The following is a 17206-nucleotide window of genomic DNA, read 5'->3' as shown; positions in this document are numbered from 1 at the left end:
CACCCGTACCGGCGCGGGGCTTGTCCTAGACTCGGCGCCATGCTGGGCTTGCCGAGTATTCCCGCCTTCTGTCTGCGGCCCCGCGACCTACGTCGCGGGGCCGTTCTGACGATGGCCTTCCTCGCCGCCGTCGGCACCGGTGCGTACACCGGCTGCTGGGACCGCGAGGAGCGCGCCGCGGTCGCCGCGGTCCCGGCGGGCGCCCCTACGGCCGAGGGCCCGCGCGAGACGGGCACCGCCGACCGGGAAGCGGTCGCCCGCGCCGTCGCCGAGGCCGTCGCCGAGGGGAAGTCCGGGAAGAAGGCGGCCCAGGAGGTCGTCAGCCGCAGCGGTGACCGCTGGGGCACCGTCTACGACCAGGGCGAGTACGCCGCCTTCGCCGAGGACCTCGACGGCCACTGGACCGGCGTCGGCGTGTGGGCCGGACGGGCCCCCGACGGCATGATCAAGGTCGACAAGGTCCAACCCGGCAGCCCCGCCGCCCGGGCCGGACTGCGGGCCGGGGACCGGCTGCTGAGCGTCGACGGGCACGCCGTGACGGGCCTGGCCGTGCCCGACGTGGTCGCCCTGCTGCGGGGCGACGCTGGCACCCCCGTCGTGCTGAACCTGAGCCGGGACGGCGCCGACCTCACCGAGACCGTGCGCCGCGAGCAGCTGAAGACCGAGCCGGTGACCGTACGGCAGCGCCCGGACGGGGTCACGGTCATCAAGGTGGCCTCCTTCACCCGCGGTTCCGGCGACCGCGTCAAGGCGGCCGTCAAGGCGGCCCCGCCCGGCGAGGGGGTCGTCCTCGATCTGCGGGGCAACCCGGGCGGGCTGGTCACCGAAGCGGTCACCACCGCCTCCGCCTTCCTGGACGGCGGGCTCGTGGCCACCTACGACGTACGGGGCGACCAGCGCGTCCTGTACGCGGCGGAGGGCGGGGACACCAGCCGGCCGCTGGTGGCCCTGGTCGACGGCGGCACGATGAGCGCGGCGGAACTGGTGGCGGGCGCCCTGCAGGACCGGGGCCGGGCGGTGGCCGTGGGCAGCCGGACCTTCGGCAAGGGCTCGGTGCAGATGCCGACCGAACTCCCGGACGGTTCGGTGGCCGAACTGACGGTGGGCACGTACCGCACGCCGGCGGGCCGCAGCCTGGACGGCGGTGGCATCACCCCGGACGTGCCGGCGGGCGAGCGGGTCGAGGAACGGGCGGTCACAGTATTGGGTGGCCTCGGGGTGGGTCCGTAGTGCGAAAATGACCGCACTATGGCTAAGGAAAAAGGGCGCAAGCTGATCGCCCAGAACAAGAAGGCGCGCCACGACTACGCGATCATCGACACCTACGAGTGCGGTCTCGTGCTCACGGGTACCGAGGTGAAGTCCATGCGCCAGGGCCGGGCCTCGCTGGTGGACGGCTTCGTGTCGGTGGAGAGCGGGGAGGCCTGGCTCTACAACGTGCACGTGCCGGAGTACAGCCAGGGCACCTGGACCAACCACAGCGCCCGGCGCAAGCGCAAGCTCCTCATGCACCGGGAGGAGATCGACAAGCTGGAGCGCAAGGCCGACGAGGCGGGTCACACGATCGTGCCGCTGTCGCTGTACTTCAAGGACGGTCGGGCGAAGGTCGAGATCGCGCTGGCCAAGGGCAAGAAGGAGTACGACAAGCGGCAGACCATGCGGGAGAAGCAGGACACCCGCGAGACGAACCGGACGATCTCGGCGATCCGTCGCAAGCAGCGCGGCACGGTTTAATCACCTGGCACGTGGTGGTCCACTTCGCGTACCATGGCGTCAGCACCGCCCCCCGGGGTGGAGCAGCTTGTTAAAAAAACATGGGGATGATCGGTTTCGACAGCGGATGTCGATGCAGGGGAAGCGAGCCGAGGAAGCGGCAATGATCTCGCTAACCATATGTCGCAAACAATAATCGCCAACTCCAAGAGCGATAACTCCCGCTTCACCCTCGCTGCCTAATAACAGTGAGCTGAAGCCTCTGTGAGGAGCGTCAGCCCGGAAGTGGTCCCGGTCCGGATCCTGGCGTCAATTAGGGATCTAAACCTCTAGCCCCGGTCACGGGGGTTGGAGGGAAATCAAACAGTGACTGAGCCCGTCGGAGACTTGTCCGTGTGATCTCCGGGGCTGAGAAAAGCGCAGCGGACTGCGCTCGGAGAAGCCCTGCTTCTGCACCGTTGGACGCGGGTTCGATTCCCGCCATCTCCACTCATCCCATGTGGGCACAGGCCCCGCGGCCTCTCGGCTGCGGGGCCTTTGTCATGCGGGGAAGAGTCCGCGCTGTGCTCTCGGTGGCGGTACGGTGAGAAGCCCACTCCGGAGCGGAGTTCCAGCGAGGAGGACATGTGAGTACGCCGATCTCCGACGAGGGCGGGCCGCTGATCCCCATGCCGGAACTCACGCCCGCCGCCCTACGCGAGGCCGTCGCGAAGATCGCGCCCAGCCGTGTCCCCGGGTTGACGCAGCACCTCTTCGAGGCCACGACGAGCGCGCAGCAGGCACAGTCGCTCGCCCCACTGCGAGCCTTCATCCACTCATGGGCCGTATTCGTCGAGATCGAACGCCACCCCCGGCGGGCCGCACGTCTCCACGCTCTGGAACGGCTGGTGCAGGAAGGGGCCGAGGATCCCGGGCCGGCATTGGCCGAGATCCAGCAGATCCTCGACAAGGCAGAGGCCGAGACCGGCCTGTGAGCCACTGGACATGGGACTACAACACCGACGATTCGGCGCACATCACCGGCGGTCTGCCGCCCGGGGTGGTCGCGGAGGTCGAGCGGATCGCCACCGAATTGGCGGCGCTCGGCCGGGATGCCGAGGCCGTCGGCCGTCCCACCGGAAGAACCGGAGGTCTCCGCGAATTCGACATCCTCGGCGGGCGCGGGTTCATCAACTTCCTGGCCGTCCCCCGGCACGAGTGCGTCTACATCTGCGGCATCACCTGGTACGAGTGACGGCCCGGACGGATGCGAGTGCGAGGACGGCCGCAGCGGCCGGGAGGGCGTAGGCCGTCGTCGGGCCCAGGTGGTCGACCAGGGTGCCGCCCGTGGCCGCGCCCAGGGAGATGCCCGCGAGGATGGCGGTGACCGCCAGGGTCATGCCCTCGTTGAGGCGGCCCTTCGGGGTGAGCGCGTGGATCCGGGACATCGCCGTCACCATCGTCGGGGCCGTGGCCATGCCCGCCAGCAGCAGCGCGCAGGCCAGCGGGAAGAGCGCGCCCGTGCTCGCCGCGAGCCAGGGCAGGGTCATCGCCGCGGCCATGGCGATCAGGCAGGTGCGCAGGCCGCGCGGGCGCCGGGTGCCGTAGAGCAGGCCGGCCGCGCAGGAGCCCGCCGCCTGCAGGGCCAGCACCGGGCCCGAGGCCGCGCCCAGTCCCAGGGCGTCGAGGTGGGCGATCGAGGCGATCTCCATCGAGCCGAAGACCACGCCCGTGGCGAGGAAGAGGGGCAGCAGCGGGGCCAGGGCGCGCAGCGGCGAGCCATGCCGGGGACCCGCCGACACCGGGGGCTGGGTGGCGCGGCAGGAGGTGAAGACCAGCATTCCCGTCAGCAGCAGGGCTGCCGCGGTGAGGGTGCCGGCCTCGGGGAACACCATCGAGCAGAGGAAGGCCGCCAGGACCGGGCCGAGCATGTAGCACAGCTCGTCGGCGGCCTGCTCGAAGGACATCGCGGTGTGGTGCGCGCCCGGGGAGTCCCGCAGCAGGTGCGTCCAGCGGGCGCGGGACATGCCGCCGATGTTGGGGGTGGTGGCGGTCGCCGCGTACGAGGCGAAGAGGGTCCAGGCGGGGGCGCCGGTACGGACGCACACCACCAGGGAGAGCGAGCCGAGGACCGCGATCAGGGTGGCCGGGACGGCGATCCGGGCCTGTCCGTGGCGGTCGACCAGCCGGGCGGTCCACGGCGCGACCAGCGCGGTGGCCGCCAGGCCGGTCGCCGTGACCGCGCCTGCGAGGGCGTACGAGCCGCGCTGGCCGGCGATCATCATGACCGCGCTGACCCCGAACATGCCCATGGGGAGGCGGGCGAGGAGGTTCCCGGCGGTGAACCCGCGCGTGCCCGGCAGCGCGAACAGGCGCCGGTAGGGGCCCGGCGGGCGCGGGGGAGTGCGGCCGGGGGCGACCGGGGCGGGCGGGGCGGCGAGGACGAGGGTGGTGCCGGTGACGGTCATGAGGGGCATGACCACCACCCTCGGCCGGGACCGGGTGCACCGTCCAACACCTGTTCGGAGGCCATTCACGCCGATCTGTTGTTAGTCTCCGGGGGTGATGCCCCGTGATGTGGACCCCCGGCTGCTGCGCGGGTTCGTCGCCGTGGCCGAGGAGTTGCACTTCACCCGGGCCGCCGCCCGGCTGTACGTCGCCCAACAGGCGCTGAGCCGGGACGTACGGCGGCTCGAAGAGGCCCTCGGCACCACGCTGTTCGTCCGTACGACCCGCGCCGTCGAACCCACCCCCGACGGGGAACGACTGCTGCCGCTCGCCCGGCGGGTGCTGGCCGCGCACGAGGCGGTCGCCGCCGCCTTCGCCGCGCCCCGGCCGCTCCTCGTCGACCTGAACACCGACGGGCCGAGCACCGCGCGCACCGTGCTGGAGCGGGCCCGCGAGCTGGCCCCGGACTGTGAGCTGATGGCCCGCTGGGAGAGCGGACTGACCCACGCCGCCGCCGAGGTCGCCGCCGGACGTCTCGACGTCTCCTTCGGCTACGCCGACGGACTGGACCCGGCACGGCGCTCGCGCATCGCGCACCGGCCCGTGCGCTACGAGCCGCTCGCCGTGCTGCTGCCCGAGGGGCACCCGCTGGCCGGGCTGGCGACCGTACCGCTGGACGCGCTGGCCGGGGAGACCGTGTACGCGGGCGCCGGGAACCCGCGGACGTTGGAGTGGACCGGACTCGCGCGCGAACTGTTCGCCGGGCGGGGGATCCTGATGGCGCCGCCCGCGCCGGTGGCCATCGGCAAGGACGAGTTCGGCCGGGTCATGGCCAAGACCGGCAATCCGGTGCTGGTGACCGTCGACTTCGTCGACATGCCCGGGTCCGTGAAACGGCCGCTGGTCGACCCCGTACCGCTGTCCCCGCTGTCCATGGTGTGGCGGAAGGGTTTCAGCCACCCCGGACTCGAAGCCCTGCACCGGGCCGTGGCCGACCTCGGTGCCGCCCGCGGCTGGCTGGACGTGCCCCCGGCGAGCTGGCGCCCGGCCGCGCTCACAGGCGCCCCCGGCGGCGGGTGAGAGCAAGGTTTCCCGGCGGTCATCCGGCGGGGACCGGGGCCGAAACGCGCCGTTCCTACGGTCGTTCCACGGACGCGAGAGCTGTGGAGGCGTGTGATGACCGGTACGACCGCACCGCGCAAGGGGGGCCGCTGGATCGAGCGGTGGGACCCCGAGGACGAGACCTTCTGGAAGGAGACCGGGGAGCGGACCGCCCGCCGCAACCTCATCTACTCCGTCTTCTCCGAGCACATCGGCTTCTCCATCTGGTCGCTGTGGTCCGTGATGGTCCTCTTCATGGGACCGGCCTACGGCATCGACCCGGCCGGGAAGTTCTTCCTGATCGCCACCGCCACCCTGGTGGGCGCGATCGTCCGGGTGCCCTACACCTTCGCCGTCGCCCGCTTCGGCGGCCGGAACTGGACCGTCTTCAGCGCGCTGCTGCTCCTCGCGCCCACGGTCGCCGCGATCGTGGTGATGGAGCCCGGCACCTCCTACGGCACCTTCCTCGTCGTCGCCGCCCTCACCGGCGTCGGCGGCGGCAACTTCGCCTCCTCCATGACCAACATCAACGCCTTCTTCCCGCTCCGCAAGAAGGGCTGGGCGCTCGGCCTGAACGCCGGCGGCGGCAACATCGGCGTGCCCGTCGTGCAGCTCGCCGGGCTGCTCGTCATCGCCACCGCCGGAGCCACGCACCCCCGCTACCTGCTGGCCGCCTACCTCCCGCTGATCGTGACCGCGGCGGTCCTGGCGGCCGTACGGATGGACAACCTGGCGCCCGTGCGCAACGACACCGGCGCGGTCCGCGAGGCGCTGGGGGACGCGCACACCTGGATCATGGCGTTCCTCTACATCGGCACGTTCGGGTCCTTCATCGGCTACAGCTTCGCCTTCGGCCTCGTGCTGCAGACCCAGTTCGGCCGCACCCCGCTCCAGGCCGCCTCGCTGACCTTCATGGGACCGCTGCTCGGATCGCTGATCCGGCCGGTGGGCGGGGCGCTCGCGGACCGGTTCGGCGGGGCGCGGATCACCCTGGGGACGTTCGTGGCGATGGCCGCCGCCACCGGTGTGGTGGTGTTCGCCTCCCACCGGTCCTCGCTCCCGGTCTTCCTCGTCGGCTTCGTGGCCCTGTTCGTCCTGAGCGGGCTCGGCAACGGATCGACGTACAAGATGATCCCGGGCATCTTCCAGGCGAAGGCACTGGCGCGCGGCATGAGCGGCGAGAGCGCGGCCGCGTACGGACGGCGGCTCTCCGGCGCCTCGATGGGACTGATCGGGGCGGTCGGCGCGCTCGGCGGACTCGGCATCAACCTGGTCTTCCGGGAGGCCTTCCGCACCTCCGGCTCCGGAACGGCGGCCTTCGTCACCTTCCTCGGCTTCTACGCCCTGTGCTGCGCCGTGACCTGGGCGGTATACCTTCGCCGCCCCGCGGCCCCCGTGATCCACACGGTCGGGGTCGAGACGAAACCCCAGCTCACGTCGGTGTAACCGGGGCGAAATACGGGTGAACCGAGTCCGACACGACGTGTTGACAAGCTCGGTCCACCCGTACCGCCCCCACATGCGTCACTAGGCAGGTCACGATGGACGACACGAACACCGGCCCGCTCGCGGGCTTCACCGTAGGGGTCACGGCCGCCCGCCGCGCGGACGAGCTCATCGCGCTGCTGCGCCGGCGCGGGGCGCAGGTGCTGCACGCGCCGGCGCTGCGGATCGTGCCGCTCGCCGACGACAGCGAACTGCTGGCCGCGACGAAGGAACTGATCGACTGCGCCCCGGACGTGGTCGTGGCCACCACCGCCATCGGCTTCCGGGGGTGGATCGAGGCTGCCGACGGGTGGGGCGTCGGTGAGGAACTGCTGGAGCGGCTGCGCGCCGCCGAACTGCTGGCGCGCGGGCCGAAGGTGAAGGGCGCCATCCGGGCCGCCGGACTCACGGAGACCTGGTCCCCGGACTCCGAATCGCTCGCGGAGGTACTTCAGCGGCTGCTGACGGCCGGGGTGTCCGGCCGACGGATCGCGCTCCAGCTGCACGGGGAGCCGCTCCCCGGCTTCGTCGAGGCCCTGCGGGCCGGCGGGGCCGAGGTGGTGGTGGTCCCGGTGTACCGGTGGATGGCGCCGGAGGACCTCGCCCCGCTGGACCGGCTGCTCGACGCGATCGTCGGCGGCGGGGTGGACGCCGTCAGCTTCACCTCGGCGCCGGCGGCGGCCTCGCTGCTGTCCCGGGCCGAGGAACGGGGGCTGCGGGAGGCCGTACTGGACGCGCTGCGCGGCAGGCTGCTGTCCGCGTGCGTCGGGCCGGTGACCGCGCTGCCGCTGCAGGCCCACGGGGTGGACACGGTGCAGCCGGAGCGGTTCCGGCTGGGCCCGCTGGTGCAGTTGCTCTGCAAGGAGCTGCCCGGCCGGGCCCGGGTGCTGCCGGTGGCCGGGCACCGGGTGGAGATCCGGGGGCACGCGGTCCTGGTGGACGCCCTGCTGCGGCCCGTACCGCCCGCCGGAATGGCCCTGCTGCGGGCGCTGGCCCGGCGGCCGGGCTGGGTGGTGTCCCGCGCGGACCTGCTGCGGGCGCTGCCGGGCGCGGGGCGGGACGAGCACGCCGTGGAGACGGCGATGGCCCGCCTGCGGGTGGCCCTGGGGGTCCCGAACCTGATCCAGACGGTGGTCAAGCGGGGGTACCGGCTGTCGCTCGACGCGGGTGGCGAGGCCAAGTACGGGGAGCTTCCGGCCGACGTGGTGACGGCCCGGGGGGTCCTCGGCTAGCGTGCCGGGATGATCATTGCCGACGGGGTCGAGATGAGGGGCGTCGCGCTCGGCGACGCGGCGGGACTGGCAGAGACGTTCGCGCGGAACCGGGCCTTCATGGCCCCCTTCGAGCCGGTCCGGCCGGACGCCTTCTACACGGAGGCCGGCCAGCGGGAACGGCTCGAAGGCGTGCTCGCCGAGCGGGACGCGGGGCGGATCGTCCCGTACGTGTGCGTCGAGACGGCCACGGGCACGCCCGTCGGCGCGATCAACCTCGGCTCGATCGCGTACGGGCCGCTGTGCAGCGGAGGTGTCGGGTACTGGGTCGACCGGGCCTGGCACGGCAAGGGGGTGGCCACCGCGGCCGTGGCGGAGGTCTGTCGGGTCGCCCGCGACGAGCTGGGCCTGCACCGGGTGGAGGCGGGCACGCTGGTCGACAACCTGGCCTCGCAGCGGGTGCTGGCGAAGGCGGGCTTCGAGGAGTACGGCCTCGCGCCGCGCTTCCTGCACATCGCCGGCGCCTGGCGCGACCACCGCCTCTTCCAACGCCTCCTCCACGACCACCCTCCGACCGGCTGACCGTTCCGCTGCCGCCGTATCCGGCCTCGCCGGCGTTCGAGGCGCGGGGTCTGGGGCGGAGCCCCAGGAAACCCGGCTCCGCCGGGCACCGGGCTCTGCCCGGACCCTCCCCCAGCTACCGCTGGGAGGTGCCCCCTGCTCAAACGCCGGCGAGGCTGAAAGGGGCCGGCCCATGGCCGCTCCGCGCGGGCGGGAGGGTGGCCCCACCGTTCGGGGGCTTCCGCTGTGACCCGCCGGGCGGCAGTCTGGTACGGCACCCCCACGACGGGAGGCTGACGGCATGCGGTTCGATACCGGGCGGGTCTGTCTGGACCTGGTGGCCACCTTCACCCCGCACGAGGGGATCCCGGACGGTGACGAGCTGCGGGTGTGGCTCGCCGGCGCCGGTCTGGTCCCCGATCGGACGCCACTGGCCCGGGTGGGGCCCGACTGGGCCGAGGCCTTCCGGTCCCTGCGCGCCGACGTGGAGACGCTCGTACGGGCGGAACTGCTCGGCACCGACCCGGACGAGAACGCCCTCGCCCGGGTCAACGTGCTGGCCGCCGGACCACCCCCGGGGCTGTGCGCCGTACGGGACCAGGAAGGCCACCTCGTACGGGAGTTGTGCGGCGGCGTGGAGTGCGGCGCGCTGCTCGCGGCCGTCGCCCGGGACGCCGTCGAGCTGCTGACCGACCCCGGCGACCGGGCCCTGCTGCGGGCCTGCGCCGGCGACGGCTGCACCCGCGTCTACCTGGACACCTCCCGCGGCCACCGGCGCCGGTGGTGCTCCAGCGAGCGCTGCGGGAACCGGGAGCGCGTGGCCCGGCACCGCCGCCGGGCCCTGGCGGCCGGATCCGGGTGAGGGTCCTGGTACGAGGCGTACCACCCTGCGAGACCGGTTCCGGAACGGGCGTGCGGACAGGGGGCCGATTCGCGTACCTTTGACGGTCGCCCATGCACGTCAGAAGGGGGCCTTGGTGGCCGCGCAGAATGCCGCTGTCGACAGCACGGCGGATTCCGTCCGCGATCGGGAGATCGGGGTCGAGCAGACGCATCTCGACCAGGTGTACCGACGCCTTGAGGAGAAGATCCACGAGGCCGAGTTCCTGATGAACGACGCCGCCAAGCGCGGCCAGGTGGGTACGCCGGGCGCGCTCGCCGAGCGCGATGCCCAGGTCTTCCGCGCCGGTATCCACCTCAACCGGTTGAACAACGAGTTCGAGGACTTCCTCTTCGGCCGCATCGACCTGGTGCTCGGCAAGGACGGGGAGCGCGGCGCGGACGGCGCGTACACCTCCGTCGAGCCCGCCGACGACGCGATCCGCGAGGACCTCACCGCCGACATCGCCGAGACGCTGCACATCGGCCGCATCGGAGTCCTGGACTCCGACTACGCGCCGCTGGTCATCGACTGGCGGGCGCCGGCCGCCGCGCCGTTCTACCGCTCCACGCCCAAGGAGCCGGGCCGGGTCGTGCGCCGTCGCGTCATCCGTTCCAAGGGCCGCAAGGTGCTGGGCGTCGAGGACGACCTGATGCGCCCCGAGGTCACCGCCTTCCTGGACGGCGGGGAGCTCCCCGCCATCGGCGACGGCGCCCTGATGGCCGCCCTCGGGCGGGCCCGCACGCACTCGATGCGCGACATCGTGTCCTCCATCCAGGCCGAGCAGGACCTGGTCATCCGGGCCCCCGCCGCCTCGGTGGCCGAGGTCGCGGGCGGCCCCGGCACCGGCAAGACCGCCGTCGCCCTGCACCGCGCCGCCTACCTGCTCTACCAGGACCGGCGCCGCTACTCCGGCGGCATCCTGATCGTCTCGCCGACCCCGCTGCTCGTCGCGTACACCGAGGGCGTGCTGCCCTCGCTCGGCGAGGAGGGCCAGGTGGCCATCCGGGCGCTGGGCTCGCTCGTCGACGGCGCGGAGGCCACCACCTACGACTCCCCGGCCGTGGCCCGTATCAAGGGCTCCTCCCGGATGCTCAAGGTGCTCCGCAAGGCCGTACGGGGCGCACTCGAACTCGGCGGCGCCCCCGACCGGCTGCGCGTGGTGGCCTTCGGCCGCCGCCAGGAGCTGGAGGCCGACGAGCTGAACCGGATCCGGCAGAACGTGCTCAGCGGCACCGCCCCGGTCAACCTGCTGCGTCCGCGCGCCCGCAAGCTGCTGCTCGACGCCCTCTACGCGAAGTCCGGCGGCGCCGGCCGGCACAGCGACCCGGAGCTGGCGGCCGAACTGCGCTCCGCCTTCGACGAGGACATCTCCACCGAGGACGCCTTCATCGGCTTCCTCGACGCCTGGTGGCCCGAGCTGACCCCGCGCGTGGTGCTCGCCGCGCTCGCCGACGAGCGGCACCTCGGCCGGTGGTCGCGTCGGGACCTCAACCCGCGCGAGAGCCGCCAGCTGGCCCGCTCGCTGCGCCGGGTGGGCCCGGACGGCAAGGGCCCCCTGTCGGTGCACGACGTGGCGCTGCTGGACGAGCTCCAGCTGCTGCTGGGTGCCCCGGCGCGGCCCAAGCGTCGGCGCGAGATGGATCCGCTCGACCAGCTGAGCGGGTTGGAGGAGCTGATGCCGACCCGCGAGGAGACGCAGTGGGAGCGGGCCGAGCGGCTCGCGGCGGAGCGCACCGAGTACGCGCACGTCATCGTGGACGAGGCCCAGGACCTGACGCCGATGCAGTGGCGGATGGTGGGCCGCCGGGGCCGGCACGGCACGTGGACGGTCGTCGGCGACCCGGCGCAGTCCTCCTGGACGGACCCGGAGGAGGCGGCCGCCGCCCGGGACGAGGCCCTCGGGTCACGCCCGCGCCGGCGGTTCACCCTGACGGTCAACTACCGCAACCCGGCCGAGGTCGCCGAGGTGGCCTCCCGCGTGCTGCGCCTGGCGATGCCCGGCATGGAGCCGCCGTCGGCGGTGCGTTCCACGGGCCTGGAGCCCCGCTTCACGGCCGCCGCGGGTGATCTCGGCACGGCGGTCCGGGAGGAGACCCGGCGGCTGTTGGAGCAGGTGGACGGCACCGTCGGCGTGGTCGTGGCGATGGACCGGCGGGCGGAGGCCGCGGGCTGGCTCGCGGACCTCGGCGAGCGGGCGGTGGCGCTGGGCAGCCTGGAGGCCAAGGGCCTGGAGTACGACGCCACGGTGGTGGTCTCCCCGGCGGAGATCGCGGACGAGTCCCCGGCGGGCCTGCGGGTGCTGTACGTGGCGCTGACGCGTGCGACGCAGCAGCTGACGGTGGTCTCGGCCGACCGGGACAAGCCCGACGCGGACGGGGTGCCGGAGCTGCTCCTGCCTTAGGGGCCGGCGGTGGATCGGCCCGGCGGTGGCGGTTCATCGCCGGGGTCCCGGCCCGCTCGGGGCCTCGTACGGCCGGATGGTCCGCGGCCAGGAGCGTGGTGCTCGGATACGGGCACGAGTGGGGGGATCACTTTCGGCGATCCTTTGTTAGCCTGGGTACGGCACCGACTCGATCCAAGCCCCCGGGCCCAACCTTCGTCGCTCAGAGCGACCACTTGCCGCGAGGCGAGCATGGCGGGTCGGTGTCTTCAACGTAGGAATCAACAGGTCCGCGTCCCCCACCTGTGGGGGGCGCGGACCTGTTTCGTATGACCCCACCATTCCGCGCGCCCGAGGTATCTCGTATGGTGGAAGAGTCTTTCCGAATTTTGTAGCTGGTTACCTTGTACTGGCTGGTAGGTGGGACGATCGGACAACAGGTCCTGCCGCACCTGCTGTGCAGCGGGGCTCTGTGTGTTACAGCGAACCAGGGACAGAAGAGGAACACGGCCATGGCAACGGCGCCCAGCGTCTCGTATTCGATGACGGTCCGTCTGGAAGTGCCCGCGAGCGGAACCGCGGTCTCCCAGCTCACCACCGCCGTGGAGTCCTCCGGCGGATCGGTCACCGGCCTCGACGTGACCGCATCCGGCCACGAGAAGCTCCGGATCGACGTCACCATCGCCGCGACCTCCACCGCGCACGCGGACGAGATCGTCGAGAAGCTGCGCGGCATCGAGGGCGTCAGCCTCGGCAAGGTCTCCGACCGCACCTTCCTGATGCACCTCGGCGGCAAGATCGAGATGGCGTCCAAGCACCCCATCCGCAACCGTGACGACCTCTCCATGATCTACACCCCGGGCGTGGCCCGCGTGTGCATGGCGATCGCCGAGAACCCCGAGGACGCGCGCCGCCTCACCATCAAGCGCAACACCGTCGCAGTCGTGACGGACGGCTCCGCCGTGCTGGGCCTCGGCAACATCGGCCCGATGGCCGCCATGCCGGTCATGGAGGGCAAGGCGGCCCTGTTCAAGCGCTTCGCCGACATCGACGCCTGGCCGATCTGCCTGGACACCCAGGACCCCGACGAGATCGTGGCCGCCGTCAAGGCCATCGCCCCCGGCTTCGCGGGCATCAACCTGGAGGACATCTCCGCGCCGCGCTGCTTCGAGATCGAGGCCCGCCTGCGCGAGGCCCTCGACATCCCCGTCTTCCACGACGACCAGCACGGCACCGCGATCGTCGTGCTCGCCGCCCTCACCAACGCACTGCGCGTGGTGGGCAAGGCAGTTGGCGACGTCAAGGTCGTCATGTCGGGCGCCGGCGCGGCCGGTACGGCCATCCTCAAGCTGCTCCTCGCTGCGGGCGTCAAGAACGCGGTGAGCGCCGACATCCACGGTGTGGTGCACGCGGGCCGCCCCGACCTCGTCGACGCGGCCGCGGACTCCCCGCTGCGCTGGATCGCCGACAACACCAACCCCGAGGGCTACACGGGCACGCTGAAGGAAGCCGTGGTCGGCGCCGACGTGTTCATCGGTGTCTCGGCCCCCAACGTGCTGTCCGGCGAGGACGTCGCGGCCATGGCGGAAGGCGCGATCGTGTTCGCGCTCGCGAACCCGGACCCCGAGGTGGACCCGGCCGTGGCCCGTCAGACGGCCGCCGTGGTGGCCACTGGCCGCTCCGACTTCCCGAACCAGATCAACAACGTGCTGGTCTTCCCGGGTGTCTTCCGCGGCCTGCTGGACGCTCAGTCCCGCACCGTGAACACGGAGATGATGCTGGCCGCCGCGAGCGCGCTGGCGGACGTCGTGGGCGAGGACGAGCTGAACGCGAACTACATCATCCCGTCGGTGTTCAACGACAAGGTCGCCGGCGCGGTCGCGGGTGCCGTCCGCAAGGCGGCCTCGGGGGCCTGAGCCCCGCTGTGACGGCCCTCACGGGGCTCCGATCCCGGCGCGTCGCGAGATGCGGGCCCGACGGGCCGCCTCTAGGGTTGCGGGGATGCCCGCGAGGTCCGCGATCCGCAGCGGCGTGTGTGCGAGGGCGTGGACGGAGCGTCACCGCGGCGTGACTGTGGCGCTTTTCGTGTGACCCCGACGGGTGCCGGATTGGCTTTCCCGCCGCTGGTGGGGGCAGGATGCGTAACCGGGCGAGAGGGTCTGACGTTCAGACCCGGGTCCGGGGACTGTCCTAGGGCCCTGGCAGCATCGGCTTCGATCTCACGCCTCTAAGGCAAGTTGAACACGGGAGTACAACATGAACCGCAGTGAGCTGGTGGCCGCTCTGTCCGAGCGCGCCGAGGTGACCCGCAAGGACGCCGACGCCGTTCTGGCCGCGCTCGCCGAGACCGTCGGCGAGATTGTCGCCAAGGGCGACGAGAAGGTCACCATCCCCGGCTTCCTGACCTTCGAGCGCACCCACCGTGCCGCTCGCACCGCGCGCAACCCGCAGACCGGCGACCCCATCCAGATCCCGGCCGGCTACAGCGTGAAGGTCTCCGCGGGCTCCAAGCTCAAGGAAGCCGCCAAGGGCAAGTAGTCCTGCCCCGGCGCCGAGGGCCGCACAGGCCTTTGGAACGGCAGTAGTACGCAGAACGACGATGGGCGGTCACCCCCGGGCGGGGTGGCCGCCCTTCGGTCTGTCCGGGGCTCGACGCGGGCCGGAGGGCCCTGAGGGGCGGAGGGCCGCCCCGGGTGGCCCGGCGGGCCTGGCAGGCCCTGTGAGGGCCCGTCAGGGGCCTGGCGGGGCCCACGTATGCCGCCGGCATGTCCCCGGGGGCCGTTGTGCGGCGCGTACGGGCCCCGCGCGGGCGCCGAGGCACGCGCGGGGCGTACCCGAGGCATGCGTGAGGCGTGCGCGTGAGGCGTGCGCGCGCGAGGCGGGCGAGGCGTACGGAAAAGCCCCCCGGGCCCTGTGCGGGGCCGGGGGGCTCTGCCGTACGCGAGGTGCGCGCGGGGGACCGTCAGACGAGCTCGCCGCCCGGGAGCTCGACCTTCGCGCCGAGTTCCACGAGCTTCTCCATGAAGTTCTCGTAGCCGCGGTTGATCAGGTCGATGCCGTGGACCCGTGAGGTGCCCTCGGCGGCCAGGGCCGCGATCAGGTACGAGAACCCGCCGCGCAGGTCGGGGATGACCAGGTCGGCGCCCTGCAGCTTGGTGGGGCCGGAGACGACCGCCGAGTGCAGGAAGTTGCGCTGGCCGAAGCGGCAGGCGCTGCCGCCCAGGCACTCGCGGTACAGCTGGATGTGAGCACCCATCTGGTTGAGCGCCGAGGTGAAGCCGAGCCGCGACTCGTAGACCGTCTCGTGGACGATCGACAGGCCGGAGGCCTGCGTCAGGGCCACGACCAGCGGCTGCTGCCAGTCGGTCTGGAAGCCGGGGTGGACGTCCGTCTCCAGCGCGATGGCCTTGAGCGGGCCGCCCGGGTGCCAGAAGCGGATGCCGTCGTCGTCGATCTCGAACGCCCCGCCGACCCGGCGGAAGGTGTTCAGGAAGGTCATCATCGAGCGCTGCTGGGCGCCGCGCACGTAGATGTTGCCGCCGGTGGCGAGCGCCGCGGAAGCCCAGGACGCGGCCTCCAGACGGTCCGGGAGGGCCTTGTGGTTGTAACCGCCGAGGCTGTCGACGCCCGTGATCCGGATGGTCCGGTCGGTGTCGACGGAGATGATCGCGCCCATCTTCTGCAGGACGCAGATGAGGTCCTCGATCTCCGGCTCCACCGCGGCGTTGCTGAGCTCGGTGACGCCCTCGGCCAGCACGGCCGTCAGCAGCACCTGCTCGGTCGAGCCGACCGACGGGTAGGGGAGGCGGATCTTGCAGCCGCGCAGGCGCTGCGGGGCTTCCAGGTACTGGCCGCCCTCGCGCTTCTCGATGGTCGCGCCGAACTGGCGGAGCACGTCGAAGTGGAAGTCGATCGGCCGACCGCCGATGTCGCAGCCGCCCAGGCCCGGGATGAAGGCGTGGCCGAGCCGGTGCAGCAGGGGGCCGCAGAACAGGATCGGGATGCGCGAGGAACCCGCGTGGGCGTCGATGTCGGCGACGTTCGCGCTCTCGACATGGGTGGGGTCGAGGACGAGCTCGCCCGGCTCCTCGCCGGGACGGACCGTCACCCCGTGCAGCTGGAGCAGCCCGCGGACGACGCGCACGTCACGGATGTCGGGAACGTTGCGCAGCCGGCTGGGTCCGCTGCCGAGCAGAGCGGCGACCATGGCCTTGGGCACGAGGTTCTTCGCACCACGGACACGGATCTCGCCCTCGAGCGGGGTACCGCCGTGGACAAGCAGTACATCGTCACTGATGCCGGTCATGAATCTCGCGTTCCGGAGAGGGATGGGCAGGGGGCCAGGGAAAAGGGTAAGGGCCACCACCCCCTTGTTCGTAAGGCCGACGTGGCCGTAGGACTGTCATGAATTCGGCACAACACCCTCCGTATCCACCACATGGCGGAGTGTTGCGTTCCGCCTACGCCGTCCGTGCGCGCTCCTCGCTGCTGCCGTGCGCCCTGAGCTGCGATCGATCCGATCTTCCCGCCCGCTCCCCGGAATCGGCCGATGTGCGGGATCATGGCGGCATGACCGAGGTGTCCTCCCTCACAGGGCGGCTGCTCGTGGCCACCCCCGCCCTCGCGGACCCGAATTTCGACCGCGCGGTCGTGCTGCTGCTCGACCACGACGAGCAGGGCTCCCTCGGTGTGGTCCTGAACAGGCCGACCCCCGTCGGCGTCGGCGACGTCCTGCTGCCCTGGGCGCCCCTGGCCGGCTCCCCCGGCGTGGTCTTCCAGGGCGGGCCGGTGGCCATGGACTCGGCCCTGGGGCTCGCGGTGATCCCGGGCGAGGAGGGGCCGCTCGGCTGGCGCCGGGTGCACGGGGCCATCGGGTTGGTCGATCTGGAGATGCCGCCGGAGCTGCTGGCCGCGGCCCTGGGCGGCCTGCGGATCTTCGCCGGTTACTCCGGCTGGGGCCCGGGCCAGCTGGAGACGGAGCTCGGCGAGGGCGCCTGGTACGTGGTGGAGTCGGAGCCCGGGGACGTGTCCTTCCCGGATCCGGAGCGGCTCTGGCGGGCGGTGCTGCGCCGCCAGCGCAGCGACCTCGCGATGGTCGCCACCTATCCGGACGACCCGTCGCTCAACTGACTGGCGCGGGGTTAAGTACCCTGGGTTCCATGAGCACTCTTGAGCCCGAGCGCGGGACTGGCACGGGGACCCTCGTAGAGCCGACGCCGCAGGTGTCGCACGGTGACGGCGACCACGAGCGCTTCGCCCACTACGTCCAGAAGGACAAGATCATGGCGAGCGCGCTCGACGGGACCCCCGTCGTCGCGCTCTGCGGCAAGGTCTGGGTACCGGGCCGGGACCCGAAGAAGTACCCGGTCTGCCCCATGTGCAAGGAGATCTACGAGTCCATGGGCCCCGGTGGGGACAAGGACAAGGGCGGCAAGGACAAGTAGT

Annotated in this window: 16 protein-coding genes and 1 other RNA gene; 15 read left to right on the top strand and 2 right to left on the bottom strand. The window is 72.2% G+C overall.

The window, feature by feature from the left end; all coding sequences use genetic code 11:
- Positions 1-39: 39 nt before the first annotated feature.
- The 5 genes from OG624_RS16610 to OG624_RS16590 all read left to right on the top strand — a co-directional run bounded on the left by OG624_RS16610 (position 40) and on the right by OG624_RS16590 (position 2947).
- Positions 40-1230, top strand: coding sequence for a S41 family peptidase (locus tag OG624_RS16610; protein ID WP_371639544.1), 1191 nt, complete (start codon positions 40-42; stop codon positions 1228-1230).
- Between the two features lie 18 nt (positions 1231-1248).
- The gene (gene smpB, locus OG624_RS16605) at positions 1249-1734 is read left to right on the top strand and encodes an SsrA-binding protein SmpB (RefSeq protein WP_033224453.1); all 486 of its coding nucleotides are present in this window, start codon (positions 1249-1251) and stop codon (positions 1732-1734) included.
- 82 nt (positions 1735-1816) lie between these two features.
- Positions 1817-2205: a transfer-messenger RNA gene (gene ssrA, locus OG624_RS16600) on the top strand.
- A 134-nt stretch (positions 2206-2339) separates the two neighbouring features.
- On the top strand, positions 2340-2687 hold the full coding sequence (locus OG624_RS16595) for a hypothetical protein (protein WP_033224455.1): 348 nt from the start codon (positions 2340-2342) through the stop codon (positions 2685-2687).
- On the top strand, positions 2684-2947 hold the full coding sequence (locus tag OG624_RS16590) for a hypothetical protein (protein WP_371587854.1): 264 nt from the start codon (positions 2684-2686) through the stop codon (positions 2945-2947). The genes OG624_RS16595 and OG624_RS16590 overlap by 4 nt, the downstream gene beginning before the upstream one ends.
- Here OG624_RS16590 and OG624_RS16585 read toward each other — a convergent pair.
- Positions 2931-4160 (bottom strand): MFS transporter, encoded by a 1230-nt coding sequence (locus OG624_RS16585; protein WP_033224500.1) that lies wholly within the window; start codon positions 4158-4160, stop codon positions 2931-2933. The genes OG624_RS16590 and OG624_RS16585 overlap by 17 nt on opposite strands.
- A 97-nt stretch (positions 4161-4257) precedes the next feature.
- On the opposite strand from OG624_RS16585, the gene OG624_RS16580 reads away from it, so the two are divergent.
- The 8 genes from OG624_RS16580 to OG624_RS16545 all read left to right on the top strand — a co-directional run bounded on the left by OG624_RS16580 (position 4258) and on the right by OG624_RS16545 (position 14299).
- Complete coding sequence (locus tag OG624_RS16580; protein WP_371639543.1) at positions 4258-5220, top strand: LysR family transcriptional regulator; 963 nt, start codon at positions 4258-4260, stop codon at positions 5218-5220.
- A 96-nt stretch (positions 5221-5316) separates the two neighbouring features.
- Positions 5317-6687 carry a nitrate/nitrite transporter gene (locus tag OG624_RS16575; protein WP_033224459.1) on the top strand — a complete coding sequence of 457 codons (1371 nt, stop codon included), beginning with the start codon at positions 5317-5319 and terminating at the stop codon, positions 6685-6687.
- 95 nt (positions 6688-6782) lie between these two features.
- Positions 6783-7958, top strand: a complete 1176-nt coding sequence (locus OG624_RS16570) for a uroporphyrinogen-III synthase (protein ID WP_051763666.1) — start codon at positions 6783-6785, stop codon at positions 7956-7958.
- Positions 7959-7967: 9 nt separating this feature from the next.
- Complete coding sequence (locus OG624_RS16565) at positions 7968-8519, top strand: GNAT family N-acetyltransferase (protein WP_161289795.1); 552 nt, start codon at positions 7968-7970, stop codon at positions 8517-8519.
- Positions 8520-8799: 280 nt separating this feature from the next.
- Positions 8800-9360 carry a CGNR zinc finger domain-containing protein gene (locus tag OG624_RS16560; protein WP_371639542.1) on the top strand — a complete coding sequence of 187 codons (561 nt, stop codon included), beginning with the start codon at positions 8800-8802 and terminating at the stop codon, positions 9358-9360.
- 115 nt (positions 9361-9475) lie between these two features.
- Positions 9476-11782: a HelD family protein gene (locus OG624_RS16555; protein WP_033224503.1), complete on the top strand. Its 2307-nt coding sequence runs from the start codon at positions 9476-9478 to the stop codon at positions 11780-11782.
- 491 nt (positions 11783-12273) lie between these two features.
- Positions 12274-13677, top strand: coding sequence for an NAD-dependent malic enzyme (locus OG624_RS16550; RefSeq protein ID WP_033224466.1), 1404 nt, complete (start codon positions 12274-12276; stop codon positions 13675-13677).
- Between the two features lie 340 nt (positions 13678-14017).
- On the top strand, positions 14018-14299 hold the full coding sequence (locus OG624_RS16545; protein WP_007264399.1) for an HU family DNA-binding protein: 282 nt from the start codon (positions 14018-14020) through the stop codon (positions 14297-14299).
- 424 nt (positions 14300-14723) lie between these two features.
- Here OG624_RS16545 and murA read toward each other — a convergent pair whose 3' ends face one another.
- Positions 14724-16067: a UDP-N-acetylglucosamine 1-carboxyvinyltransferase gene (gene murA, locus OG624_RS16540; RefSeq protein WP_033224469.1), complete on the bottom strand. Its 1344-nt coding sequence runs from the start codon at positions 16065-16067 to the stop codon at positions 14724-14726.
- Between the two features lie 263 nt (positions 16068-16330).
- Here murA and OG624_RS16535 point away from each other — a divergent pair, with 263 nt between their 5' ends.
- Both OG624_RS16535 and OG624_RS16530 read left to right on the top strand, forming a co-directional pair.
- Positions 16331-16891 carry a YqgE/AlgH family protein gene (locus OG624_RS16535; protein WP_033224470.1) on the top strand — a complete coding sequence of 187 codons (561 nt, stop codon included), beginning with the start codon at positions 16331-16333 and terminating at the stop codon, positions 16889-16891.
- 29 nt (positions 16892-16920) lie between these two features.
- On the top strand, positions 16921-17205 hold the full coding sequence (locus OG624_RS16530) for a DUF3039 domain-containing protein (RefSeq protein ID WP_030010729.1): 285 nt from the start codon (positions 16921-16923) through the stop codon (positions 17203-17205).
- The last annotated feature ends 1 nt before the right edge of the window (position 17206 follow it).

Source organism: Streptomyces virginiae (assembly GCF_041432505.1).
Taxonomy (GTDB): domain Bacteria; phylum Actinomycetota; class Actinomycetes; order Streptomycetales; family Streptomycetaceae; genus Streptomyces; species Streptomyces virginiae_A.
This window is presented reverse-complemented; position numbering and strand designations above follow the sequence as displayed.

What these genes read in the sequence shown, in the direction of transcription:
- OG624_RS16610 (WP_371639544.1), top strand. Translation starts at nt 40, where the DNA reads ATGCTGGGCTTGCCGAGTATTCCCGCCTTCTGTCTGCGGCCCCGCGAC.
- smpB (WP_033224453.1), top strand. Translation starts at nt 1,249, where the DNA reads ATGGCTAAGGAAAAAGGGCGCAAGCTGATCGCCCAGAACAAGAAGGCG.
- OG624_RS16585 (WP_033224500.1), bottom strand. Translation starts at nt 4,160, where the DNA reads ATGACCGTCACCGGCACCACCCTCGTCCTCGCCGCCCCGCCCGCCCCG.
- OG624_RS16580 (WP_371639543.1), top strand. Translation starts at nt 4,258, where the DNA reads ATGCCCCGTGATGTGGACCCCCGGCTGCTGCGCGGGTTCGTCGCCGTG.
- OG624_RS16575 (WP_033224459.1), top strand. Translation starts at nt 5,317, where the DNA reads ATGACCGGTACGACCGCACCGCGCAAGGGGGGCCGCTGGATCGAGCGG.
- OG624_RS16570 (WP_051763666.1), top strand. Translation starts at nt 6,783, where the DNA reads ATGGACGACACGAACACCGGCCCGCTCGCGGGCTTCACCGTAGGGGTC.
- OG624_RS16565 (WP_161289795.1), top strand. Translation starts at nt 7,968, where the DNA reads ATGATCATTGCCGACGGGGTCGAGATGAGGGGCGTCGCGCTCGGCGAC.
- OG624_RS16560 (WP_371639542.1), top strand. Translation starts at nt 8,800, where the DNA reads ATGCGGTTCGATACCGGGCGGGTCTGTCTGGACCTGGTGGCCACCTTC.
- OG624_RS16550 (WP_033224466.1), top strand. Translation starts at nt 12,274, where the DNA reads ATGGCAACGGCGCCCAGCGTCTCGTATTCGATGACGGTCCGTCTGGAA.
- OG624_RS16545 (WP_007264399.1), top strand. Translation starts at nt 14,018, where the DNA reads ATGAACCGCAGTGAGCTGGTGGCCGCTCTGTCCGAGCGCGCCGAGGTG.
- murA (WP_033224469.1), bottom strand. Translation starts at nt 16,067, where the DNA reads ATGACCGGCATCAGTGACGATGTACTGCTTGTCCACGGCGGTACCCCG.
- OG624_RS16535 (WP_033224470.1), top strand. Translation starts at nt 16,331, where the DNA reads ATGACCGAGGTGTCCTCCCTCACAGGGCGGCTGCTCGTGGCCACCCCC.
- OG624_RS16530 (WP_030010729.1), top strand. Translation starts at nt 16,921, where the DNA reads ATGAGCACTCTTGAGCCCGAGCGCGGGACTGGCACGGGGACCCTCGTA.